This window comes from Mesorhizobium tianshanense, assembly GCF_007830515.1.
Classification (GTDB): domain Bacteria; phylum Pseudomonadota; class Alphaproteobacteria; order Rhizobiales; family Rhizobiaceae; genus Mesorhizobium; species Mesorhizobium tianshanense.
Genome location: NZ_VLKT01000023.1, coordinates 90,989 through 115,018 on the forward strand (window position 1 = coordinate 90,989; position 24,030 = coordinate 115,018).

Genomic DNA, 24,030 nt, shown 5'->3' on the forward strand with positions numbered 1-24,030 from the left:
CATGGCGATCCTTTCATCGTTTGAAATTGCGTATGTGATGGGCAAAAAAACACCGCCGCAGCAGACGGGGCTGGACGGTGTAGGCGCACGCAGTTTGGCGAAAACGTGCGCGATTGGTCCCGCCTGCGCTACTGACGCAATGACGGGCGCCGGCGCGCTGGCGACGCAAGACCGGCGAAGCGCCGACCTGGGGGACGGCGCGAACTGTTTAGGGTAGTTTCCTACCCCTCATAGTATATCGGATTGAAATGCAAAAAGGGGACACGCTAGGCAGCTTTTCTGTACCCGTTATCATTCCCAGCTAGAATTGCGTCGAGCTTCTCGCAAGCGTCTACAACGAGTTTCTTGCCATGACGTTCTGCGTTCTTTCCTTGCCTGCCGAACGCGATGCCGATCTCCTTGAAGTTCGCAGCCTCAAGCGCCTTGTCAAGCACGCTGGCCGTGTCCTTGCCGACCAGCTTGCGGATGTCTGCCGCCCATTCGCGATCGATGATAGGATCAGGGCAAGGCAAAGAGCCGGGGTTATGATTACCCACGCCGACCGTTGCCTCTGTCTCTGGCGGCTCGCCCTTTGCGCCTCTGAACGCGTCGGAAGGCCGCCGCCATGTCTTGCCCTGCCGATACCGGACAAGCGCGCCGGTGGGCATAGGGACTTCGCCGCTCACCGGTTTGTCGAACTTCAGAACAGTGCACCTCTCGACCTGATCTCCGTTGCTGAATTCAAGCCCACGAATGCGCTTTACAATACGGTAGGTGCGGCGCGGTGCCCTTTCCCCAGATGTCTCGCTCGCCACGTGTGTCAGGCCTGTCGCAGTGCCCCATTCGACGTCGCCTCCGACAGCAACGCCATGGTGATATTCGACGTCCTTCTTCTTCCAGACTTTCGGCTCGAACTCGCGCTGAAGCTCATTGATCGACGGTCTGATCTCCTCGACGCAATCTAGAAGCTGCGGCGAAGGCTCGTCGTGCTCGTCAAAATTATTGTCATTGTCGGCATGCAGATCGTAGCGCAACCAACTTGTTGAAAGCGGATCGTCTGGCTCAGTGGCGCGCTTCCAGGCCATAAGGCTTTTCAGCTTCCCTGAAAGCTTGTCGTGCCGCGGCCGCGTTGTCTTCGCCTCCCTTGGCAGTATCTTGCCGTCGTGCTTCGGTGCGTTGGCCGCCCAAAGGGCATAGGCCTTGCGGTACGTGGACGGAGTCCATGTGTCGTCGGTAGTGAATGCCATGTTGTGAAGTTCCCCAGGTTTTTGAGAGCGGCCCGCCAGGGCCGCAGTCCACTATCTAGCGTCCAAGATGGTCGCTAACACTAAATGTATTGTTTTAACGCGAAAAACTCTAGCGCGAGCGCTAGGCAGTCGGAACATCTTCATCTTTCAACGGAACATCAGACGGAACACCGGAACACCCTAAAGGGTGTGTTCCGTTCCGTTCCGCCTGTGTAGATTCCAAATTATCAAACGGAACACGGAACGGTGGCGGAACATGTTCCGTCTGTTCCGTCTGGCGTAACCCAATATGTGCCCTCATGATAATGGACCGCGCCCGAGTCTTTGAGCGCCTTTCGAACCCGCTGGAATCGAACCTTGAGCGTTTCCGGCTTATCGCCAGGGGATGCCGCATAGAACGCCTCGCGCCAGTCCTCCTCATCGATCGGGCTGCCCGTACCACGGCAAGCCTCGGTAAGGATTTGCAGCGCCTTGGCGTTGTGACCCTTCAAGGTAGTCACCAAGTGCTCGCCGGCACTGACGCCATCTGAAGGTATCACTACCGGTGCGAATGTAGGCTCGCCGTCTTCGTCGATGCCAACCTCGATGCTCTTCATCGTGAAGTGGCAGATTGTGCCCTCATCACCGTCATTGGCGCCGTCGCATTCCAATGTGTAGCCGCTGGCCGACTTCTTCACCATGAATGACGCATCTACGGCGCCATCAAGGTCGATAGCACCTTTACCGCGGTCACCACTCCACCCCGTGTGGTGGATAACTGTGACGTGTGCTCCGGTCTTTTCCGACAGTCTGTCGCAGGACCGAACGAACTTCGCCATGTCTTTCGACTGGTGCTGGTCGCCGGGTCCGAAGGTACGCGTAAGCGTGTCGATGATGATCCATACGCACGACTCGTCGCAGGCTTTCGCCGCAGCATTGATGACTGTCGCCAGGGCGTCAGCGTCAGCCAGCCCGGTGGTGAGATCGATCATTCCGCCAAGCACCAAGAGAGGCACGTCCTTGACGCCGTGCTCCTTGCGGAAGGCCATCATTCGTCGTTCTGTGAGCGCTTGCCGCTCCGCAGCCACATAGATAACCAGACCCTGCTTCACCTTCCTGCCGTGCCACTCCCGGCCCGCAGCAACGTGACACGCGGCGTCAGTCATGATGACGGACTTGCCGCTACCTGGCATCCCGGAAACCATTGTGAATTCCCGAACGCCGAACACGCCCTTGATGATTGTCTCTTTCGTGATGCGGCCTGCGATGTCGTCAAACCAAGTCATCCTAAATCGGGATTTTGGCTTGTTGTCGTTGGCAACTACGGGCGGATCTTTTGGCTTGTCGGGCTTCGTTTGGCGGGCTTTCAACGGCTCGTCGTCAATAAGGGCTTCCATGATGAGATGGCGCGCAATCAGGCAATCCTCACCATCAATCTGCTTCACCTCGGGCGTTCCCTCGCGCCACAGTGTGATGATTGAAACATCGTCGCCATAGCCCAAGCCGTAGTCGAGAAATTTGGCAAAGCTGTCCGTCAAAACGCCGAGCCGCGGGATGTCCTCCACTTCAATTTCTGACCAGTGGTGGCCCGCTAATTTGGTGAGGGTGTCGCGGGTGGTGCCTGGCCAATCTGGCTGGCCGTCGACAAACGGCACCAGAACCATGTCGCCGTGCAGATTTTCAGCATAGTATTTCGCGCATTCAAGCGCGTGCTCACGCGGATCAACGCTGATAAGGCCGACTGCGGGCGGCGCATCGTCACCCTCGCCAAAACCGGCCGGCAGGGTGAAGGGCTGCATTTCATATGAATTAAGATGCGTCATTGGCTGCGCGGCCTCCGCTCAATGCCGCGGCTGCTGCCTGGCTGATACGCTCGGCAAGAATCGGATGGAACGTCGCGGCGTGTTTGCCGCAGGCGTTTGGCGCTATTGTGCGCAGCTTTCCGTCCGTATTCCTGCGAAGCATCAAGTTATAGATTCGCAAATGCTCACCGATTTCGAGATCGAAATAGGCGAGGGTCTTCGATCCGGCTGCAGGCCGGACAGCTATGATTCTCAATTGCTTGTTCCCGTTTTCAAAATCCGCCTGAGGGCGGCAGTAACTGGCCGCTGAGCGCGGCTCTGATTGTCATGGCGTTCGGACGGCGATACGTGGAGAAGTCATGCGAGCGACGCGATACGTGCCACTAATCGGCGGCCACACAGGCGAATGGCGCGTCTGTTCCCGGATGTCCCCGGCGCCGCCGCCGGTGGGCTGACAGCGGCTGACGCGCTGCGTGACGGCTTCGACGCAGTTGCGGCCTGGCTTGAAGACATCCCTGTTCCGGATCCGCGCACCGTTGATGAGTTGCTCAGCGACCCGGAGGTGAAGGCACGATTAGCGGACGGTGCAATAGTCCTCCCTCTTTGCTTATCGCTGCCTGGACGGCCGATGGGCTTGGTCATGCTGCCGCCCTCGCTGCGATGCGCTCGTCAATCCAGTTGCGCACCTCTGTGGCGACGAAGGCCACCCTTTTTTCGCCCAGCGACACGGCTGCCGGGAAGCGCCCCTCAGCACGATATCGATTCAACATAGAGCGGGACAAACTCGTCATGCGCGCGGCGTCGTTGAGCGACACCAAAACTGCGATGCCATTATCGTTGTCGTGTTGCATAAACCCTCCTAGCGGCCAGACGGAATCCGGGCGCGTTTTTGTGGCGTTGATTGGAAGCGTGGGTGGGTTTTATGAGTCGCCCTGCGGGGCAGACTGGCGGCATCACCGCCCGACCTGTGTAAAGCGCATGGACGACAATGCCGTCCTTGATGCACACTATAGATTGTTTAACGGGCGAAAATCCTAGTCTGGTCCGCACCATTTGCGACGATTAATAATTTCGTGAGAGTATGTTTGTTGCATTTCTGCAACCACTCTTATTTCCCGCCGGAACAATACTCCGCCCAATCCGCCGCAAGCTGGCGGCGCTTTTCCAGCCCATCCCCGCGCGAATAGGCGCGCTCCGTGGCATCGCCGACTGCATGCGCAAGCGCCATTTCGGCAAGCTCACGCGGGTGGTCCGAAATCTCTTTCGCCCAATCGCGGAACGTGGAGCGAAACCCGTGAACGGTAGCGACTTTCGGCTTGCCGTCGTCGTCTATTTGTTCCGGATCAATCCAACCCTCGCGGCCCGCCTTCAGTTCGGCTGCGTGCATGCGCTTGACTACAGCCGCCAGCGTCATGTCGGACAACTCCCCGCCCCGCACAGCTGGGAATACAAGCTTGTTGTTCTCGAACCGCGGTGTCGCTTTGAGTAGTTTTGTCGCGGCATCCGAAAGCGCAACGCGGTGCGCCTTTCCAGCCTTCATTTTCTTTGCCGGGATGACCCACATGGCCGCGTCCAAGTCTATCTCGTCCCAAGTCGCGCCACGCACCTCGCCGCTCCGCGTCGCCGTTAGAATGGTGAACTCCAACGCACGCGCGCCCATGCCGTCGATGCCGCGCAGTTTCCTCATGAACCCTGGCGCACGACTGTACGGCAACGCCGGATGATTATTGGTCTTACTCAGTGCGTCCGGCTTGTGCAGAACGTGTTCAAGATTGCCTCGCCATGTAGCAGGGTTTTCGCCACTACGAAGGCCCTCGACCTTAGCGGAATCAAGCACGCGCTCGACGCGCTCGCGCAGCTTCTCGGCTGTTTCCTGTTTTGTGCCCCACAACGGACGGATGATAGACAACACGTCCTGCACACCGATATCTGTCAGTGTCTTTGAGCGCAGCGGGGCGGCGTGGTTTGTCAGTGTATTGCGCCAACCGGCTTCAGTCTTGGCGCCCCGCCACCGGCCAGCCTTAACTGCCGCGTCAATGTAGGCGTCGGCATAGTCGCCGAATGTCTTCTCTGCTGCGGCGGCTTTGGCTTCCTCTATGGCGCCAGCGCCGCGCCTGTACTCGACCGGATCGAGACCCTGTCGTAACAGGGAACGTGCGTCCTCAGCCTTCTGTCGGGCCTCCGCTAAGCCAACCGTGTGGAGCGGGCCGATCCCCATCTCTCGACGCTTGCCGCTGAAGCGATAGTCGAGAATCCAGTACCGGCCCTTTCCCTTAGTAACGAGCCACAGGCCGCCGCCGTCACGCAATTTGGGCTTGCGGCTGGCTTCGATTTTCTTGACTGTTAGAGCGTTGAGAGTATGGCTCCCCATTTCGTCTTCCCCGCTTTTTCCCCGCTATTGGGTGGTGCGCTAGCAGTAGACGATATGGTTGGGCCTCGCAAGGAATTCCTGCATTTGGAGGCAGTTTCAAGCACTTGCGAGGGTAGTCCCCGAATGACATGGACGACAATGTCGCCGCGAAGGCTCCGGCCCGGGGAGCCAACGCATTCAAGCACTCAGCTAAACTCTCTCAGTGGCCGAATTGGCCGCACGAGCGCCAGGGCAACATTTGGGCAACAGATGACGTCGCTTGCTGAGTCGTACGAAATCATTGGCCGGATTCTCGCCAAGACTATTCTTGGCGGACTGCGAAGGCAGGAACTAGAGGCCAAGGATGTTATGCCCGATGCGAACACCGAAAAGCGCTACCACTTTGCCGATGTAGTCAGTTGGTTGCACGCTGAGGGGCTTATCATAAGCCAAGGGGCCTACGTAGGCGGCGGCTATTTGGGCGTCCAACTTACGTCCAAAGGCATCGCTGCTATCGAAACAGGGACCTTTAACGGTGCTTCAGGCTCGATCCGGCAAGCGGTTGAGGCGAAACCGGAAGGATCTCTTGGCGCGGAAACGTATGGCAAGATAGGCAGCTTTGTTGGCGGCCTGCTCGGCGGCTTCGCACAGTCCGCGCAATGAGAAAGCTCGGGCCACCCATGAGGCGGCCGACTCTTGCAGAGGTACTATGAGAGAGAGGCGCCCCTTCTCCCGTGTGTTTACAGTCACCAAGCAGGAGGCTGCTGCTCAACAGATTGAGGCGGCAATCACCGCTTTCCATGCCGGGCAATTTGCGGTCACCATCACCCTGGCTGGAGCGGCCGAAGATATGGCACCCGGCAAAGCGAACGGCCTTTGGGCGGGCATTCGAGACAATCCGAATCGTCCAGTCGCGGCAGACAAGGACTGGATAAGGCGTCTAAATGAGACGCGCGATTGGCACAAGCATAACAGACCCGAAGAAACCAGGGCGTTGGTCGCCTTCGAAGCTGGCTTGTTCATCCTGCGGGCAATGGACAAGTGGGAACCATGGACGCCGGCCATGATCGCCTTCAAGGATCTATGGCTCTCCTCACCTAAACTGATGCGTGCTGAGGACTATTCGCCCGAGCAGTGAAAAGCCCGCCACACGCCCGCGAAGCGGCCGGCGTCGAATTCATCCCCGAGAACGGTGGCGGTGCTGGTGTGAGGCTCAGGAGGGCTTAGGCTCAGGAGGGCTTAGGCTCAGGAGGCGGCGCGTCCGGGTCTGGGCAATCAAGGTTTGACAATTGCCCACACGGAGAGACCCGATCGCCAACGCCGCCATAACGTTCCACGAGTTTGGCGAATCCGTAGGCGAAGGCGAAAAGAAGCGCCAGGACAACCACTATTCGGACGGCCATGGGGGATTGTAGCAGGGTCCCGCATAGAATTGAGCATACCGCAAATTGCAGAACCCTCGATGCGATCATCCGTTTACTGCCCAGCCCCCGTGTGTGCGGGGGCGAATGCTTGCGCGCGCCACGGTTGCGGCAGTCTTCTGTGGTCCGGGGAGGATACAATGAACTACGTGTATTGCTCGCATGTCGGTTGCTGCGTTGGCGCTTGGCGTCACCTCGCTCGTGTCGTCCAATGCCGACGCTGACTCGGTTGCTTTCGATACTGGCTACCAGAGGCAGCGTATTTGCTGTGCCCTGATGTGGTCATTTATAACGATGCCGGCTTTGGGAAGTTCATGGACCAGGACAGAAAGTACATTAAGGCTCGCGAGTACGAGCGTGGCTTTGCCTCTTTAAAAGCCGGGCTAAAGCCTGACCCTAGCAAAGTGTGCTTCGCGGCCGCCCGTGCCAGCGGTTGGTGGACCAGGCCTCGCTGACAGCGACACCTAATGACTGATCAGGCGGAAAAATTGTTCATTGTCCCGGTCACGGCGCTGGTAGCGACTCTTCTAGCTGCGGAACGGGAAAAAGGCGCGCCCCTAACAGAAGGAGAAGTCCTTCAGATCAGAGATCAGGCTCCGTCCATCGCGATGCCCGCGCATGCATATCGGGCAGTCATAAAAGTTTGGGGCTACGACGACATTGATCCTGAGAACGTGTGGGGCGAATGGCAGTTGGCGCGCAAGTCGCTTGAGGCAGAGAACTAGCCCAAACTGAAGCGACAACATTCCGATGAGCGATGAGTTGATCCGCCTTCCCGGTGCAATGGAGCAGTCAAGCGTGGCACGGTTCTTGCCCCCACGGCTTCAGACATGCCGGGCGCAATAAACACGCTGTTCCATGTCGATACCGGCCTGTGAGGTTGGGACAAATGATGTCGCGTAAGCTTCTGTTCGGCCTTCCCGTAGCGTTCTTGGCCGCGGACGTGGGAGTAGCCCTCTGGTCGTCCGAGACCTCATGGGGATTTCTGACTGCGACCCAATCCGATTCGGTCTTTTGTTCAAGCGGTCTATCAGCAGAGACCGCATCGGCGTCGACGTCGCGGACTCTGCCATCATGTCCGACGGCCGTCACAAGGCCATAAGGAGCGCCTCGATGGCCGCGAGACTGTGGATAGCCCCGACAAAAATCGGAAATGAACCGCCTCCTGCAGCGGCGTCTTGCAGAGACTGTGTCATGGAACGTTGGGCTTTGATCACTCGGTTGGCATCAGCCTTTCGCGAATTCGTTGCCCCGCGCTACCGTCCAGAGCTTTACTATATGCGCGGCCCCGGGCCAGCCACCGCGCGCCGCGTGAGCGCGCACTGGCCCGCAGAGCATTCAGATCTTCCAGTCACTCCAACCTTGAAGTCAAACGCTCCGCTCCTGGTGCTTACTAGTCGGTCGTGGCTTAATACGAGAAACCGCGTTCAGTAAGATTACCGGCATGCCACCCGAGATTGTTAGTCTAATCGAAGAGCCATATCTGCTTATCGTCGTTCTCTTGGTCGGCGCTTTTGACGGCGAAGCTGGCATCATCGAAAACAACGAGATGTAGGCGCGACTGCGGAGTGTATCATTTTAATACAATCCTCGATTGGTAGACTCGCGCGTTTCACGGGCGGTTAATTTCTGCATCAGGCCAAAGGGGCAAGGCCGCGATGGAGGAACAACGATGTCTGTGGAGGAACAACGATGTCTGTGCAAAAAAAAGACTATCGAACGAACAGAGCCGATTATGTGATTGCCGCGCAGCACGGCCGACCGACCGATGGCGATCGCGATGAACTGCTGGCAAGAAAAAAGAAATCCCTGTGGCTAAAAGATCGGCGATCCGCCAAATTGGCCGAAAACCCGTCGGACAGCTCGCCAGGACCGAATACCAGAAAGCGCAGTTAGCGAAACGGACGGCAGCGCATAGGTGCATCCGCGATCACGGAATTGCTCGAATCACCATACTCGGTACTATCCAGCGGCAGCGGAGTCCCAATCCGCTAGGCCGGTGCCTATTCAAGCCCCCCGCCCAAACTGGTGCCGGCCGCCCTTCCTTGCGAATGTGGGTGAGCACATTCACTATCGCCCCTGTGTTTTCGGAGGAGCAATCCCTTGGCCAAACGAGACAAACCCGCCTCAGCGGAATGCAACGAAGCCCGGCCCACCACAGACCACAATAAAACCGAGCTGGCGGCGGCCTGGTGCGCTCTCTCTGCGCGCGCCGACGGCCGCAAAGGCGATTGCGATTTCTAGTACCGGGTCTTCGACCGGGCGCGGCACTAGGGCAACCCGAGCAGCCCCTTCGACATTGGCGCGAAATGCGGCTCCTCATAGTCCGCCGGTCGGCTGTTCAATACATTGAGCGCCCGCCGTATGTCCCGATGCAGTGGTCGATAACGCCCCAATGGCCATGAAACGGCTTGAGCGCCAACTGCGCGTCACGCGGGTCGTACTTCAGTAAGCTGCCTGTCGCTCGATTTTAGCGAGGTGAAACTCGGAAATTTGTTCGTGGCGGCGAGCGCGCGGCAACCTGCTCTCCTTCGATGAGGACAAGATAGGAATCTAATCCTCAAGCCGTCAAGGCCGCACTCGAACGCGCGCCACCCACACCCGTCTTAGGCATGGAGTCGGCTCCAGGCTCATCCGATTTGACGACCAGGGGCAACGGAGACGACAATTTTACTAAATTAGCAACCACGCATGGATATCCTATAACTAGGCCAGCCGGCGCCGCCCCCCGCCTAAAGGGCCCGCCGGTCAGGTCCGGCGGCCTCTCTTGATCCTTTGAGCGGCTGTCGGGCCGCCTCGAACTCGCTCAATGGAGGGCGCGGCCTTCATGGTCCGGATTAGAACCAACAACCACACCAGCGGCATCCTCTTTGGCGAGGCGCTATATCATTCCGATCTCGAGCACCCGCCTCCATCCTATGTGTCGCAATATGGGGTGCAACGCGATGAAACGGTCAACCAAATACGACCCTAAGCGCCACGTGCGCTACGATCCGAACCTGCTGCCCCGCACGGGGCACAGGTACAAGCCAGCCAAACCGGCCCATGATGCCGTATGGTGGCCCAATGTCATCTCGGCAATTGCTATTGCCGGTTTCTTCCTCACGTTCATCTGGAGCTAAGACGATGCTACCTTTTCTGTAGTCAGATGGCTCTCAGGCAGGCCCCAAGGCGCATGATGGCAGTGCGCGGTCACCTTCATCTTCGCATCGATCAGAGATTGGTATGTCCAGCCCCTTCGCCATCGAGCCGACATAGCGCGACGCGTAGAGCGTCACCAACTCGCTTTATCCTACCGGGCTGCGCACGACCGCGCGCTGCGCGATGCTGACCTTGGGGAAAAGGGAGGGGACTATGCGCACAGTGATCGCCATGCTGATCATTTTGACCGCGCTACCAGGCACGGCAGCCGCCGAGCCCGACACGATGGCCGGCATTAAAGCCGACTGCACCGGCGAGTGGCAGGGTAATTTCAGAATGCAGGAATACTGCATCGACTTGCAGGTGAAAGCGTTCAACGGCCTCACGAACTTGAGCGCCAACTGCGCGTTACGTAGCTCGTACTTCAGTAAGCTCGCCTGCCGCTCGATCCTGGCAATATGATACTCGGAAATATGTTCGTGGCGGCGAGCGCGCGGCATCTTGTTCTCCTTCGATGGGAACAGATAGGAATTTAATCCGCCGTCAAGGCAAAGCAAGTAGCAGGCCGCACCTCGCCGATGCCGGCTACCCACACCCGTTTTAGGCATGGAGTCGCCTCCCGGCTCATCCGATTTGACGGCCAAGGGAACGGAACATGATAATTTTACTAAATTAGCAACAACGCTTGTTTAGCCTATAACTCGCCGGCCGGCGACCGCAACCCCAAACCGACAGCCGGTCAGGCCCGGCGGCCTCTCGTGATCCTTGAGCGGCCGTCGGGCCGTGTGTGCCGCTCGCCTCTTATGCCCGTACTTGGGGCCTGCCGTAGGCGTTCGGACTACTATCTGGGCGTATCGACCAGTCCGACCTTTTCCCTCGCATTTTTTCATCTGAACTTGGGTTTCAGGCGCTCAGCCATGGCAAAGAACCTTCCGCCCGCTCGGACAGGTTGTGATTGATTGGGGTTTCGCGTGACACGGTTAGTGAAATCAGCTAAGAAGAGCGCGGGCTTTGGGGGGTGAAAGATCCAAACAAGTATTGACGAATGGCGCGGCGTAGCAGTCGGGGCGCAGCCCGATTGGGAATCTCGCGCAGGTATCATCGCAAAGCTAATCCGAGCGACAGATACCGTTCTCGACATAGGCGCGGGAAATCAGAAGCTGAAGAAGTTCATCCCCCCGGCTTGCACGTATGTGCCGGTCGATTGCGTCGATGATCTTCCTGGGACCTTTGTCGTGGACTTCAACAAGGAATTCAGACTGCCAGACGTGCCTTTCAATGTTGTCGTTTGCGCGGGATCGCTCGAATATATCAATGATCTTACCGGGTTTTTCCGGGCACTTGCTGCGCATGCTCCGGGGCGCCAGGTGATCTTCACCTATTGCTCAACCCGAAGAAGCCGCAGCGCACCAGCATGAAGACGCATAACAATTTCACGACCGGCCATGCTCTCCTGTCGCACGTCAATTTTGCTCTGTCGCACGTCGACATCGTGGCAATGCGCGGCGACACGATATATGTCAGCGCCACGCTGTCGGCCGGCAGCGGTATTCAGTGGACCAATGGCCGACCGATTTCCGATTTCCTTTTTGCTGAGCGCGGCCTCAAGAGATTTCTGGCAAAGACCGCCCGATCCGTGCGCAAAAGACTCTAGGGCTGTCAGGCGCTCCAAAATTTGACGCAGGTGTAGACTTCAGCGCCGAAGCCGCAGGCTCTTCCAAAGCCGTTGCAGTTGCCAATGCTACATCGATGTTCGATCCGGTAAGTCTTCCCAGCCTCAACGGCAGCGCCGCCGCTACTTCTCGTAGAGTCTGCGCCACTGCCGGCCCCGTCTACTCGCTGGTGCCCACGTCGACGGCCACGGCATCCGTCACGTTGAACAGGCGAGTTTGGCGCCCGCTAGTCATAGCCGGGGCATTCCCACTCAACCCACCCGGCAACCGTTGGTGTTAACTGATTTAAGGCAAGGCTGATGAGGCCAAACGTATCCCGCACTTCCGTGTTCAGGATGCGCGTGATCCAAGAGCCGTTGCTGAACGAGCCGCCGTGCGTCCCGGAAGTCTTTCGATCCTCCAGGACCGCATCCGGCACACCACCGCCACCGGCGTGCCATTCTGGGGCGGTAGCGCCGGCGTCATGCGAAGCGCTTGGAACGCGCTGCCCTTGGGAAGCCGGAAGGTGCTGTCGTCACGGCTCCGAGCGGCTGCCGTAGAGTTCGCGCCGCAGCTTCTCTATCTCGAGCTTGAGATGCGCGATCAGGGCGTCCGTGCTGGAGTTCACCGCCCCGGGCGCGCGCCGCGATGGCCTCGGCTTCCATGCGCGCGGCGCGCTCGCCGAGGATCATCGCAGGGGCGGCGGCAAGATCGGACGGAAGCGATCGAGGAGCGATTTTCACACGGCGAGGGAATCATATTCGCTCACAATTTCAAAACCTGAACCGTCACTCGGCCGACATCGGACGCCACGCTTCCTGCGGATTGCGCCAGTCGATCCCGGATAGACGATAAGCGAGCTGGGCGGTTATCGCACCGTCAGCTGGTGATGGCCATAAGGCAAAGCCCCATTGATCCGGATCAACACGCGGATCGCTTGTCAGCCATATGATTTAAATTGTTGATTTGAACGAGGGTGCCATGAAGCCGCAGAGGATCTGGGTTCTGATAGCAGACGGAGCGCGAGCGCGAGTTTTGCGCGATGTCTTGTCCAGAGAGAAAGCGTCCCAAGAAGATGAAGATCTGATGTTCCATTCGGAGCGGCGGCGACCGCGCGAAATCATGGCCGACAAGCCGGGCCGCAGCTTCGCTTCAACGGGAACCCGCAGATCGGCGATGGAGTATCATTCCGATCCGGTGCGCGAGGAAGACCGTGCCTTTGCTGCAATGCTGGCCGATATGCTGAACAGCCGTCATCTCGCTGGAGATTTCGACCAACTCGTGGTTGCTGCAGCTCCCCAGATGTTAGGCGATCTTCGCCAAGCCTTTCCGGAAAGCCTTCGCAAGGTCACGGCCGCAGAAATAGCCAAGGATTTCACCAAGCTGCCGGTACACGAGCTTCGAAACGTCATCCGGAAGCTCGAAATCAAGCGCGCCTCCGCGGATGAATGAGCAGTCGGTTGCGCTTGCGACCGTTCGCCGACTGACGCCGTTGATCATGCTTCTCCCCGCAGTCGCAGATGACGCGACCGAGAGCGAGCTCCATCTGTCGTGATTCAGCTTATCGCCGCGACCCCGACGACATAGTTCTTTCCGTAGGCTTGGCGCATTTCGGACATGTCGTGTAGAAGAAATACACGTCGCTCGGCTCGGACTTCCGATCGCGCGCAATCTGTCGCATCTCCTCGTGCCATACTCTGGGCTGACTGTACGGACCCTCGAACACTTTCGTCACGAAGTTGCCACTCAGCGCAGCCATCTCCTCGCCGGGGACCTCTTTCGAAACCGAGAACAGGTGCTCGCTGCTCCAGGGCGAGATGTCCTGACTGAGCACGATGAACCGATCGGCATCGGAAGCGCCGGCGTCCTCGATGTGCTTGTTAACGCGCGCAAATACGCTGCCCATGTTCATCGGGACATGCATGACGCTGCGGGTTGCCGCTTTGACAAATCGCTTGTCCTTGAAGTGCAGTTCCTGACCGTCCCAGCCCTCGGGATTGAACTTGGGGCAGCAGCCGGTCGTGTTCACGCTGGCGTCGTATCGAGGCGTTTCATTCGTCCGCATGGTTGTTCCCCAATTGAATCGACAGCCATCTGACAGGTAATGAACCCGGCCATCATTGATCCTCGTCAAGACGCCCCCAGGATCGTGATTGATGCGTATCAAAGCCGGCTGAATGGACGCCTGCTAGCTGTGGCCGACGGTAATCTCCTGGGAGATGATCATGGCTCACAAGCAAGTGTTGTTTCGTTCAGCCGCGCGCGAAAAGATCCTTCGGGGCGCGACCCAGCTTGCCGACGCCGTGCGCGTAACGCTCGGGCCGCGTTCGAAGTCGGTCCTGATCGAAAGGAAATGGGGCTCACCGATCGTCTGCAACGACGGGGTGACGATCGCCAAGGAATTCGACCTGAAGGATCCCGAGGAGAATCTCGGCGCGCGGATGCTCAGGCAGGCAGCCGAAAAGACCGGCGACATGGTCGGCGACGGCACCAGCACTTCAACCATTCTGGCTCACGCGATGTTCGCCGATGGCGTGCGCAATGTCGTCGCCGGCGCCAGTGCGATTGACATCAAGCGGGGCCTCGACCGCGCAGCCAAACGGGCGATCGAGACGCTGAAGCAGGTATCGCGACCGGTCTCGACCCGCCGCGAGAAGGAGCAGGTGGCGACGATCTCCGCGCACAATGACCCGCTCATCGGAGAACTGGTCGGCGAGGCGATGGAAAAGGTCGGCGACGAAGGCGTCATCACGGTCGAAGAGTCCAAGACCACGGAAACGGTTCTGGAGGTCGTCGAGGGTATGCAGTTCGATCGCGGATTCCTCTCTCCCTATTTCGTCACCGATGCCGAGAAGATGGAGGCGGTCCTGGAAGATGCGGTTGTGCTTATCGTCGAGAAGAAGATCGCTTCGCTCAACGACCTCATCAAGCTGCTTGAAGCCGTGGCGAAGTCCGGTTCGCCATTGCTGGTGATCGCCGAGGAAGTCGAAGGAGAGGCACTGGCGACGCTCATCGTCAACCAGATCCGAGGCACGTTCAAGAACTGCGCCGTCAAGGCGCCCGGCTTTGGGGACCGTCGCAAGGCCATGCTGCAGGACATAGCTGTCCTGACGGGCGGACAGGTGATTTCCGAGGACCTCGGTCTCAAGCTCGAAAATGTCACGATGGCACAGTTGGGACGTGCGAAACGCGTCGTCGTGGACAAGGACAATACGACGATCATCGGCGGCGGCGGCGATGCCAAGGCGATTAAAGGTCGGGTGGAACAGATACGGCGCGAGATCGACAACACGACCAGCGACTACGATCGTGAAAAGCTGCAGGAGCGGCTGGCCAAGCTTGCAGGCGGCGTCGCGGTCATAAAAGTCGGTGCTCCGACCGAGGCCGAGATGAAGTCGAAGAAGGAAGCGCTCGATGATGCCATCAGCGCCACCAAAGCCGCGGTCGCGGAAGGCATCGTGCCGGGAGGGGGCCTTGCCCTGTTGCGCTGCATCGCGACGGTGGCTGATGAGGAGCAGCATTGCGAAGGCGACGAACGGACGGGTGTTCAGATCCTTAAGCGCGCACTCGAAGCGCCGGTTCGCCAGATAGCCGAGAATTCCGCTGTCGACGGCGGCGTTGTCACTGCCAAGATGATTGAAGGCGCAGGCAATTTCGGCTTCGATGCCGGACGCAAGGAATATGTCGATCTGGTCGAGGCCGGCATCATCGACCCAACCAAGGTGGTGCGCATCGGGCTTGAGAACGCCGTCTCGGTCGCGAGCGTTCTGCTCTTGACCGAAGCGACCATGACAGAAATTCCAGAACCGACGAAGGAACGCGCTCTGGAACCGGAAATGTCGATGTAGGCGAAGCGAGGCGCCCCTTCTTATGGTGGATATAGCCACCACGATGATGATTTCGCCGCAGCAGTGCCGCGCTGCGCGCATTCTCACCCATGTCGACCGCCCTCTGTTGGCTGCGACGTCCGGGGTTTCGCCAGAAGCTATTCTGTCTTTCGAAAGGACCGGCCGAAATTTGTCCAACGCCGATATGCTCGCCGTGCGACGCGCTTTGGAGCAACTTGGCGCGGAATTTATCCCTGAAGATGCTGTGGGAGGTGCCGGTGTTCGGCTCCGTTTCGATGCGGACCAATCACGGCGGATCTCGGATTGGGAGGCCGAAGGCGGCGCGGCCGGCGATGACGATGTGACCTGACGGGCTGCCGGCATGTGCAGGCTTTGATGCGCATCAAGGCGAAAGGCCGGGCTTCATGGTGATCCTGCAACAAGGTCTTAGAGGAGCACGAAAATGATCTTCAACACCATTATGGTTCAACTTGATGTCGATTCTCCGGCCGCTCCGCGAACGATCTACGCTCAGGAACTGGCGCGGCGGTTCGAAGCCACACTGATCGGCTTTGCCGCAGCCGACGCATATGTGTTTGCCCCCAGCGACGACGGCGGCATCGCGGCCGCCGAAATGATGCGTCAGCGCAGGCAGGAAATCGAGGAACGCCTAAAGGTGTTGAGAGAAGAGTTCCGCAGCATTGCCGGGGACGACGCGTCCTGGCGCGAAGAGATCGGTGATCCGACACGTCTTCTCGCTGTGCACGCGCGCGCCGCAGATCTCATCGTGACCGGAGCGCCGGCACCAGGCGCCGCCGACGACCATCACCGGGTGGTGGATATCGGAACGTTGATCCTGTCCGCCGGGCGCCCTGTGCTTCTCGCGGAGGACAATCTGACACCGCCAGCCGCCCGGAAGATCGTCATCGCTTGGAAAGACACGCGCGAAGCCCGCCGCGCGGTCGCCGATGCCATGCCCTTCTTGACCGACGCACAGGACGTGCTGGTGGCGACGATCGAGGAGCAGGATCAGAGGAGCGCACGCGAAAGCACTGGCGACGTTGTGCGCTTCCTGATGAGGCATGGTGTCAAGGCACGATCCGACGTTCTCGCAAGCAGCTCTGCCGATGGCGGCCAGATCGTTATGGATATCGCGCGTCAAATAGGAGCCGACCTTGTGGTCGCAGGCGGCTACGGTCACAGCCGCATCCGTGAATGGGCGTTTGGCGGCATGACCCGTTCGTTGCTAAAGCAAGGGTCGATCAACCGGTTGCTTTCGAACTGAGTTCCGACACAGGGTTCCCGGCGGACCGTCAGCGTCCGCCGTATCCTCTGTTGTTGCCGTCTAGGCCTGCGGCGATCCGCCTGAGCGGATCGTCGTGATTGTCATGTCCATGCAACGTTCGAGGATGCTGACCATCTTGCCCTGAAGTTCATGTTTCATGACCGCCACCCTCGTTTGTTCAAACCTGGCCGACACCACGGAGTATCCGGCCATCATGACATCTCCACCGGATACGCCATCGGCCATTCACGCCGCCGGAGCCAATTCGACGGCTCGCCGCAGGGGTGCAAAGTCGTCAGGCGTCAGAGTCTCCTTTTCGAGCAGCAGCTTCGCGCCGGCGCGCAGATCGGCAATCCTTCCGCTGAGCAGTTCCTTGGCGGAAGCAAAGGCCTGGTCGATCATGCTGCGCACGGCCAAATCGACTTCCCGTGCCGTGGCCTCGGAATAGTCTCTCCTGCTTGGTGCGCCCGGGCCGTCACCCAGCCATTGCAGGCGCTGCTCCTCGAGAACGGCCTGCCCCACCACCTCATCCATGCCGAAGCGCGTGACACATTGGCGAGCGATATCCGTGACCTTGGCCAGGTCATCGGCCGCTCCGGTCGAAACCTCGCCAAATATGATTTGCTCGGCGGCGCGGCCGCCCATGAGGACGATCATCCGATCCTTAAGTTCGCCGAACGTGATCAGAAATCGATCCTCCGTTGGGCGCTGCATGGTGTAGCCGAGGGCGCCGATCGAGCGCGGAATGATGGACACCTTATGCACCGGATCGGCGCTTCGCGTCGTCGACGCCACCAGGGCGTGCCCCATTTCGTGAAAGGCGACACGCTCACGCTCCTGCGGTTTCAGCAGGCGGCTTTTGCGTTCCGACCCTGCGACGATGCGCTCGACCGCATTGGTGAAATCATCCATCGTCACCTTGTCGGCGCCGCGCCGCGTGGCGACAATGGCGGCCTCGTTGACCAGATTGGCAAGATCTGCGCCGGTAAAGCCCGGCGTAATCGCGGCAATATCTTCCACCCTGACTTCGGGCGCGGTTGAAACGTTCGTCATGTGCACCCTGACAATCGCCTCCCTGCCCTTGCGGTCGGGGCGATCCAGCACGACCTGCCGGTCGAAGCGCCCGGCGCGCAGCAGTGCGGGGTCGAGGATTTCGGGGCGATTGGTAGCCGCAAGCAGCACGATGCCAACGCGCGGATCGAAACCATCGAGTTCCGACAGCAGCTGGTTCAGGGTCTGCTCCTTCTCGTCGCCGCCGCCATAGCCCGCGATTGGGCTGCGGGCGCGGCCGAGTGCGTCGAGTTCATCGATGAAGATGATGCAAGGCGCGGCCTGCCTGGCCTGCTCGAACAGGTCGCGCACCCGGGCTGCGCCCACGCCGACGAACATCTCGACGAATTCCGAGCCGGAGATGGAGAAGAAGGGCACGCCTGCCTCGCCGGCGACAGCGCGCGCCATCAAGGTCTTGCCGGTACCGGGCGGTCCGACAAGCAGGATGCCTTTCGGAATGCGAGCGCCGAGACGGCCGTATTTGTCCTTGTCCCTGAGGAAGGAAACAATCTCCTGCAATTCGGTCTTGGCTTCGTCGACGCCCGCCACATCTTCGAAAGTCACCCCTGTCTTGCGCTCCAGATAGACCTTCGCCTTGGACTTGCCGATATTGATCAGACCACCCATGCCTTGGCGATTGGCGAAGCCTCGGAACAGGAAAGCCCACAGACCGAAAAAGAGAAGCGTGGGCAGCACCCAGGACAGGATCGTGGTCAGCCAGTTGCTGTCGGTGGCTCCGGTGATTTGGACGCCGGCTTTTTCGAACAGCTCGGCCATGTTGGGATCGACACGATTGGTGACGAAGTATTGCTTTCCGTCCAGTGGCGTCGAGAAGCGACCCTGGATGGTTGTCTCCGTCACCGTCACCGACGCGACTTTGCCGTCCGCAACATAGCGAATGAGATCGCTGTAGGAAATCGAAGCCAGATCGCGATACCCGAACCAAAGCTGAAAAAGCGCCATGAAGACCATCACGGCGATAACGTAGCCGATGTTGAAAGTGTGTTTGCGATCCATAGCGTTCCGCCAGTTGACTTTGCTTGTCTGAAAAATGTCATGCCCTGCGGGCACGTCCTTGATGCGCATCAAAGTGACGGCCGTCGCCGGCTACCATTGTGCCGGCGATGGCGAGACAGCGACAAATTGCAAACCTGGCAGCGAAGGTGTGCTTTCTGAGCGATCTGGCGGCTTACGGTCGCGGAACTACTCATGTGGAAGCCCGCGAGACGCATATGTCCTGGGTCTTCCTCACGGACGAACTTGTCTACAAGCTCAAGAAACCGGTCAGGCATGCATTCCTGGATTTCAGCACGATCAGGAAGCGGCACCTCTACTGCAACGAGGAATTGCGACTGAACGCTCGCCTCGCCGCTGAAACCTATCGGCGGGTTGTTGCTCTTTGCCGCGACGCATCGGGCCATTTCGGCCTCGGCGGGAGCGGACGCGTCGTCGACTGGCTGGTGGAGATGAAGCGCCTGCCGCAGTCCGATATGCTGGACCAACGCATCCGTGGCGGTCGTGCGGCCGCGGCCGAGATCAACGAAGTCGCCAAGAGGCTGGTGGACTTTTATGCAGAACGTCGGGCCGAGATCGCCGGCGGCGGCGCATATCTGCGTCACCTCATAGGAGAGCAGCGGATCAACCGCGCGATCCTGCTTAGACCCGAATTCGCATTGTCACACACCGCTTTCGGCCCGCTGGACATGGTCGACGGTCTGCTTCAGCGATTGAGGCCCCAGATCGAAGCACGAATTCTTCGCGGCGCAATCGTCGAGGGACATGGCGATCTGCGCCCCGAGCACGTTTGCCTTTGCCAACCGCCCCAGATTATCGACTGTCTCGAGTTCAATCGGTCCATGCGCATCATCGACCCCTATGACGAGATCAACTATCTCGGCCTGGAATGCGAAATGCTTGGCGCGCCCTGGGTCCGGCCGTTGCTGGGTCAAGCTCTGGAAAGCCGGTTGCCGGACCGTCCCGATGCCAATCTGCTGGCACTCTACGGCACCTTCCGGGCGCTGCTGAGGGCCCGTCTCTGCGTCGCGCATCTCCTCGAAAAGCCTGTTCGTCACCCTGAAAAATGGCGCCCGCTGGCAATCCGTTACATCCGGCAGGCAGAGCGCGAACTCCTCAGCCTTCAATCCCCACCAGCTCGGAAATCGACCCCTGTGTGTGGAGAAGCCTGATCGCCTCGCCTATCAAGCGGCCGATCGGCAGAATGTCCAGGCGCGCTTTCGGGTAACCAGTCTTGGCGAGCACCGCCGAGTCGACGCTGTCGGTGACGACGATTCGATCCATCGCTGGACTTTCGAATAGCGCATCAGCGCCCTTGCCAAACAGTCCGTGCGCGGCGATCGCATAAACGGTCTTGGCGCCGCGTTCGCGGCAAGCCAGCGCGGCCCGCAGCATGGTGCCACCCGTACTGATCATGTCATCGACAATGAAGACGGCCGAGCCTGAGACGTCGCCAGCAAACAGCTCTCCGGACACCACGTTCCGGCTGCGACGCTTCTCCATGAAGCCGAATCCGATTTCTCTCCCGGTTTCCGCCTCCAGGGCCTCCTTGAGCAATTGAGCGCGCTTCACACCGCCGCCGTCGGGCGAGAAGATCGTCACCGGCAGATCGCCGGTCAACTTGCCTATGAGGGGAGCGAAGAGCTTTCGCGTGTCGAGATGGACGCTCTCGCAGCGAAAGGCGTTCTGGAACGCCGCGAAATTATGGACGTCGAGCGTGACGACCCGGTCGGTGCCCATTGCCTCGAACAACTGCGCGACATAGCGCGTGGTGACCGGGTCGCGCGCCTTGGTCTGCCGGTCCTTACGCGCATAGGCGAGATAGGGAACGACCGCTGTTGTCTGTGCGGCGCCGTTCTCCCTGCACGTCGCCAGGAAGAACAGGAGCTTGCACAGCCTGTCGTTGGCGGACGCGCCGCCACTTCCGGCAAGGCTGTGCAGCACATAGACGTCCTTGCCGCGCACGCTAACGAGCGGGCGCGCCTTATGCTCTCCATCCTCGAAATCCCTCTCCTCATGCGGGTCGAGTTCGATCGCGAGCGCCCGCGCTGCCGCTGCGCCGAGTTTTTCCGAGCCTTTGAGTGCAAAGAAGCGCATGCTTCCTATTATCCAGTTTCGGGCACGGATGGATTGATGCGCATCAAGGATGCGGGCCGTCGAATGGAGCACCAATTAATAATCTTGAACTCCTGCGCTGGGGAAAGCCATGCCGGAGCCGCTTCGGACAATGACGCCGGATGAAGGCGTCAGGCCAATGATGACATCGGCGACGAAACCACGCCCCGAGAACATCGGGGTGGCAGCGAAACTCCGCGATTTTGCCGATCTCCTCGACAGCCAGGGCGCTGACGGTTTCCGCGCGCGGGCTTACAGATCGGCGGCCGATGTAGTCGCCAAGCTGGAGCGGCCCTTGGGCGAAATCCTGGCAAAGGACGGACGCGACGGCCTCGTCGCCCTCCCCGCAATCGGAACAGGCATAGCCGGCGCAATTGCGGAGATCATCGCGACGGGACGGTGGTCCCAATTGGAAAGATTGCGCGGCGAGATGGAACCGGAGGCGCTGTTTCGGTCGATCCCCGGCATCGGCCCACAATACGCGCACCGCCTCGCCGAGGACGCACAGTTCGAGAGCCTCGAAGACCTCGAAGCCGCGCTTCATAGCGGCGAGCTTCGTATCAAGGGAATCGGCCACAGGCGCAAGGAGATGTTGGCTGCGACCCTCGCCGAGCGGCTCGGCAGGGTTCGGCTGAGAACGACACATCAGCCTCAGCCCTTGCCGCCGGTGTCGATGCTGCTCGATGTCGATCGCATGTATCGCGAAAAGGCGGCTGCCGGCGCGCTTCGCAAAATTGCGCCGAGGCGCTTCAATCCGAAGGGCGAAGCATGGCTGCCGGTCCTGCATGCGCGACACGACAACTGGCATTTCACCGCGTTCTTTTCGAACACCAGGCTGGCGCACGAATTGGCGAAGACGCGCGATTGGGTCGTGATCTATTTCCAGGCCGAGGGTCAGCCGGAAGGGCGCTGCACAGTCGTCACCGAAACACGTGGGCCGATGGCAGGCAAACGCGTCGTCCGGGGACGGGAAGACGAAAAGCAATTGAAGGAACCAGCGTGATGAAAAGAGCAGCGACCAGGATTGGTGACGGCGAGACGGAACTCGAGGTTCCGCTCGAAACCGTATGCTTCATTATCATCAAGGCGCGCGAATTCGATGCCAAGGATCCAGTTACCGAACCCAGCCCCGCCTCTAATCCGTCAGATGATCATTCCGCCGCGATCCTTGAGGATCATGACGACGACCCGGTCCTTGAAGAACTGCGGTCGCTGATTTCCGATCTTTCCGTCGACGCGCAGATCGACCTGGTGGCTCTGATGTGGCTGGGCCGCGACGATCAATCCGTCGACGAATGGCAAGGCGTCCGCCAGCAAGCGGCTGACGCGCACAACGAGCATACGTCCGACTATCTTTGTGGGACACCCCTGCTTGCAGACCATCTCGCCGATGGTCTTTCAACACTCGGTTACTCGTGTGCCGAGTATGAGTGCGAGCACCTTTAGTCACCAGTTGCGCCCTGCGCCTGCCGAATGGATATGTAATGCTGCGGTGCTCGCCATTCGGCCATGTCTTCATCAGCGCATTCCCAATGCACGGGACTGTCGCAGGCGTGCTTCTCACGCCATTTGGGTCCTAGACCGCGCATATAGTAAAGCTCGAATAGCTGGTGACCGCGGTCGCATTTGCCGTTGTCTTCTATCTTGAGATGCTTGCACAGCCTGACAAGGCGAACTCAGCGAGCTTCGCACGCACACTTTCGGATCCGGCTAAACGGAGCCGGTTTTTGGCGGGCTGGGCGTGGTGTCCAGCTTGGCTGTGCCTATCGCACTCGTCGGCAGCTCGATACGTCAATTTGACGGTGCTGCTAGCGTTGCCGATCGAGGGATCACAAGCGTTGTCGGCACACGGCGGTAGGAACGAACCTTTTTCATTGCCAGCGATAAATCAATTTGATCCTGCTCAATGAATTCCTGGTAATTCACGGTTAATAATGCGTTTATGATGTAATTCTTTGGACTAAAAAGAATGCAATTATATAATGCAGCACATAGTTTTAATATAGCTGATGAATTGCAATTCATTCAAGGAGATTAACAGTATATTTTCGAAAGACATTATCGTTTGTGTTGAACGCTTGCAGAGTGTCAAGAAAGGTCAGTAAGATGCAAATCAGCAAGGGAGTGCTTAAACAGAACGGGGTGATACTCATGATGGCCGCATCCATTGCTGTGGCTGGATGCTCGCAAAGTAGCAGACTGATCAGCGCTTCGGGTCACCCCTATATGACGGAGCCTGACTGCCGCCGGACCGTGTCACTCGGTGAATTTGATGAGGTTTGCGATGAGCCTCGCCTTGGCTTCAAAAATTTTTCGCCTCCACCTACCGCTTTCGGATTCCATTCGGGCAAATGGCACGGAAAACCTGACCCAAGCTAGCTGCTCCAGTCGGATTGCATTGAACACAGCCAGTGGGCGCGACCAGCTACACTGCGGCGTGAACGTTTTTCTTTTGCAAGTCAGCGTCTTGCGCCGCGATTATCCCTCAGTTTTACCACCCGTCGGATCGCACATCTGCCGCTCCGACGGGGCATTTCCTTGTCTCATTGATGCGGATCAATGAGCCTGCTCCCGGCACCGGCTTTGATGCAATTCTCGTCAAGCCGAGGCGAATTTGGTGACGCGGGCGCGATGGACCGTGGCAAAACCGCGGATTCGCGAAGCAATGAACCAGTTTGGCAGCGACACCTGACGAGCGGGTCCGCTGACCTCCAGCTCTAGCGCCTATTGGGAGACCTGAAGGTGAGAAGGGTGGAGGCGGCGGCGCCTGTCGATCAACCCACTTTCGAGGATAAAGCCATGGCCGAAATTGCGACCAAACTGCCCATCAAATCAGAGAAAAGCACTGCCCCGGCGCCAGCCGGCAATTGGACGGCACCATTCGAAAGCCTGCGTCGTGAAGTCGACCGCCTGTTCGACGACTTCCATCCGTTCGATTTTCGCCTGCCGTCGGCACGCTCCATATTCGGCCGCGAACTGCCAACGCTGCGCAACGCCGGTTGGCCGGTCGCGCCGGCGATGGATCTTGTCGAAAAGGGCAAGGAGTATGAGATCACGGCCGAACTGCCCGGCATCGACGAAAAGAATGTCGAGATCAAACTCGCCAACCGGACGCTGACGATCAAGGGCGAGAAGACGGAAGAGAAGGAAGAGAAGGACAAGGATTAT

General features: G+C 59.1%; 25 protein-coding genes and 1 pseudogene. 18 read left to right on the top strand and 8 right to left on the bottom strand.

Features of this window, described 5'->3' with window-relative positions; translation table 11 throughout:
* Position 1: 1 nt before the first annotated feature.
* Positions 2-217, top strand: a complete 216-nt coding sequence (locus IQ26_RS19090; RefSeq protein WP_145719904.1) for a hypothetical protein — start codon at positions 2-4, stop codon at positions 215-217.
* A 49-nt stretch (positions 218-266) separates the two neighbouring features.
* Here the strand turns inward: IQ26_RS19090 and IQ26_RS19095 are convergent, their stop codons facing one another.
* Both IQ26_RS19095 and IQ26_RS19100 read right to left on the bottom strand, forming a co-directional pair.
* A complete protein-coding gene (locus tag IQ26_RS19095; RefSeq protein WP_145719905.1) occupies positions 267-1,064 on the bottom strand; it encodes a hypothetical protein in 798 nt (265 codons plus the stop codon).
* Between the two features lie 389 nt (positions 1,065-1,453).
* Positions 1,454-3,028, bottom strand: coding sequence for an AAA family ATPase (locus IQ26_RS19100; RefSeq protein WP_145719906.1), 1,575 nt, complete (start codon positions 3,026-3,028; stop codon positions 1,454-1,456).
* Between the two features lie 64 nt (positions 3,029-3,092).
* On the opposite strand from IQ26_RS19100, the gene IQ26_RS19105 reads away from it, so the two are divergent.
* Positions 3,093-3,317 (top strand): hypothetical protein, encoded by a 225-nt coding sequence (locus IQ26_RS19105; RefSeq protein ID WP_145719907.1) that lies wholly within the window; start codon positions 3,093-3,095, stop codon positions 3,315-3,317.
* 328 nt (positions 3,318-3,645) lie between these two features.
* On the opposite strand, the gene IQ26_RS19110 is transcribed toward IQ26_RS19105, so the two are convergent.
* Together IQ26_RS19110 and IQ26_RS19115 are read right to left on the bottom strand one after the other, a co-directional pair.
* Positions 3,646-3,858 carry a helix-turn-helix transcriptional regulator gene (locus IQ26_RS19110; protein WP_145719908.1) on the bottom strand — a complete coding sequence of 71 codons (213 nt, stop codon included), beginning with the start codon at positions 3,856-3,858 and terminating at the stop codon, positions 3,646-3,648.
* Between the two features lie 257 nt (positions 3,859-4,115).
* Positions 4,116-5,378 (bottom strand): tyrosine-type recombinase/integrase, encoded by a 1,263-nt coding sequence (locus IQ26_RS19115; RefSeq protein WP_145719909.1) that lies wholly within the window; start codon positions 5,376-5,378, stop codon positions 4,116-4,118.
* Positions 5,379-5,627: 249 nt separating this feature from the next.
* Between IQ26_RS19115 and IQ26_RS19120 the strand changes: the two genes are divergently transcribed.
* The 9 genes and pseudogenes from IQ26_RS19120 (at position 5,628) to IQ26_RS19155 (ending at position 13,023) form a co-directional block, all read left to right on the top strand.
* A complete protein-coding gene (locus IQ26_RS19120; RefSeq protein WP_145719910.1) occupies positions 5,628-6,020 on the top strand; it encodes a hypothetical protein in 393 nt (130 codons plus the stop codon).
* Positions 6,021-6,093: 73 nt separating this feature from the next.
* Positions 6,094-6,495 carry a hypothetical protein gene (locus IQ26_RS19125; RefSeq protein ID WP_145719911.1) on the top strand — a complete coding sequence of 134 codons (402 nt, stop codon included), beginning with the start codon at positions 6,094-6,096 and terminating at the stop codon, positions 6,493-6,495.
* 750 nt (positions 6,496-7,245) lie between these two features.
* Positions 7,246-7,503, top strand: coding sequence for a hypothetical protein (locus tag IQ26_RS19130; protein WP_145719912.1), 258 nt, complete (start codon positions 7,246-7,248; stop codon positions 7,501-7,503).
* Between the two features lie 214 nt (positions 7,504-7,717).
* A pseudogene (locus IQ26_RS41485) lies at positions 7,718-7,873 on the top strand (hypothetical protein); the annotation flags it as partial.
* 597 nt (positions 7,874-8,470) lie between these two features.
* Positions 8,471-8,674, top strand: a complete 204-nt coding sequence (locus IQ26_RS19140) for a hypothetical protein (protein ID WP_145719914.1) — start codon at positions 8,471-8,473, stop codon at positions 8,672-8,674.
* A gap of 1,458 nt (positions 8,675-10,132) precedes the next feature.
* Positions 10,133-10,381 (top strand): hypothetical protein, encoded by a 249-nt coding sequence (locus IQ26_RS19145; protein ID WP_145719915.1) that lies wholly within the window; start codon positions 10,133-10,135, stop codon positions 10,379-10,381.
* A gap of 650 nt (positions 10,382-11,031) precedes the next feature.
* Complete coding sequence (locus IQ26_RS41490) at positions 11,032-11,337, top strand: methyltransferase domain-containing protein (protein WP_420846399.1); 306 nt, start codon at positions 11,032-11,034, stop codon at positions 11,335-11,337.
* Positions 11,334-11,573: a hypothetical protein gene (locus tag IQ26_RS19150; RefSeq protein ID WP_145719916.1), complete on the top strand. Its 240-nt coding sequence runs from the start codon at positions 11,334-11,336 to the stop codon at positions 11,571-11,573. The genes IQ26_RS41490 and IQ26_RS19150 overlap by 4 nt, the downstream gene beginning before the upstream one ends.
* 979 nt (positions 11,574-12,552) lie before the next feature.
* A complete protein-coding gene (locus IQ26_RS19155; protein ID WP_145719917.1) occupies positions 12,553-13,023 on the top strand; it encodes a host attachment protein in 471 nt (156 codons plus the stop codon).
* A gap of 109 nt (positions 13,024-13,132) precedes the next feature.
* Here the strand turns inward: IQ26_RS19155 and IQ26_RS19160 are convergent, their stop codons facing one another.
* Positions 13,133-13,600, bottom strand: a complete 468-nt coding sequence (locus IQ26_RS19160; protein WP_208760182.1) for a hydrolase — start codon at positions 13,598-13,600, stop codon at positions 13,133-13,135.
* 196 nt (positions 13,601-13,796) lie between these two features.
* Here IQ26_RS19160 and groL point away from each other — a divergent pair, with 196 nt between their 5' ends.
* The 3 genes from groL to IQ26_RS19175 all read left to right on the top strand — a co-directional run bounded on the left by groL (position 13,797) and on the right by IQ26_RS19175 (position 16,683).
* Positions 13,797-15,419, top strand: coding sequence for a chaperonin GroEL (gene groL / locus IQ26_RS19165; RefSeq protein WP_145719918.1), 1,623 nt, complete (start codon positions 13,797-13,799; stop codon positions 15,417-15,419).
* A 46-nt stretch (positions 15,420-15,465) separates the two neighbouring features.
* Positions 15,466-15,768 carry an XRE family transcriptional regulator gene (locus tag IQ26_RS19170; RefSeq protein WP_145719919.1) on the top strand — a complete coding sequence of 101 codons (303 nt, stop codon included), beginning with the start codon at positions 15,466-15,468 and terminating at the stop codon, positions 15,766-15,768.
* A gap of 93 nt (positions 15,769-15,861) precedes the next feature.
* Positions 15,862-16,683, top strand: coding sequence for a universal stress protein (locus tag IQ26_RS19175; RefSeq protein ID WP_145719920.1), 822 nt, complete (start codon positions 15,862-15,864; stop codon positions 16,681-16,683).
* 60 nt (positions 16,684-16,743) lie between these two features.
* Here the strand turns inward: IQ26_RS19175 and IQ26_RS19180 are convergent, their stop codons facing one another.
* Both IQ26_RS19180 and ftsH read right to left on the bottom strand, forming a co-directional pair.
* Positions 16,744-16,929 (bottom strand): hypothetical protein, encoded by a 186-nt coding sequence (locus tag IQ26_RS19180; RefSeq protein ID WP_145719921.1) that lies wholly within the window; start codon positions 16,927-16,929, stop codon positions 16,744-16,746.
* Complete coding sequence (gene ftsH, locus IQ26_RS19185; RefSeq protein WP_145719922.1) at positions 16,930-18,750, bottom strand: ATP-dependent zinc metalloprotease FtsH; 1,821 nt, start codon at positions 18,748-18,750, stop codon at positions 16,930-16,932.
* Between the two features lie 107 nt (positions 18,751-18,857).
* Between ftsH and IQ26_RS19190 the strand changes: the two genes are divergently transcribed.
* On the top strand, positions 18,858-19,919 hold the full coding sequence (locus IQ26_RS19190; RefSeq protein WP_240547174.1) for a hypothetical protein: 1,062 nt from the start codon (positions 18,858-18,860) through the stop codon (positions 19,917-19,919).
* On the opposite strand, the gene IQ26_RS19195 is transcribed toward IQ26_RS19190, so the two are convergent.
* The gene (locus tag IQ26_RS19195; RefSeq protein ID WP_145719924.1) at positions 19,864-20,844 is read right to left on the bottom strand and encodes a ribose-phosphate diphosphokinase; all 981 of its coding nucleotides are present in this window, start codon (positions 20,842-20,844) and stop codon (positions 19,864-19,866) included. The two genes, IQ26_RS19190 and IQ26_RS19195, sit on opposite strands and share 56 nt — an antisense overlap.
* Positions 20,845-20,953: 109 nt before the next feature.
* Here IQ26_RS19195 and IQ26_RS19200 point away from each other — a divergent pair, with 109 nt between their 5' ends.
* From IQ26_RS19200 to IQ26_RS19215, 3 genes are all read left to right on the top strand, one after another.
* Positions 20,954-21,865: a nucleotidyltransferase family protein gene (locus IQ26_RS19200; protein ID WP_240547173.1), complete on the top strand. Its 912-nt coding sequence runs from the start codon at positions 20,954-20,956 to the stop codon at positions 21,863-21,865.
* Complete coding sequence (locus IQ26_RS19205) at positions 21,865-22,308, top strand: DUF3775 domain-containing protein (protein ID WP_145719925.1); 444 nt, start codon at positions 21,865-21,867, stop codon at positions 22,306-22,308. The genes IQ26_RS19200 and IQ26_RS19205 overlap by 1 nt, the downstream gene beginning before the upstream one ends.
* A gap of 1,353 nt (positions 22,309-23,661) precedes the next feature.
* A partial coding sequence (locus tag IQ26_RS19215; protein WP_145719926.1) for an Hsp20/alpha crystallin family protein occupies positions 23,662-24,030 on the top strand: 369 nt, incomplete at its 3' end.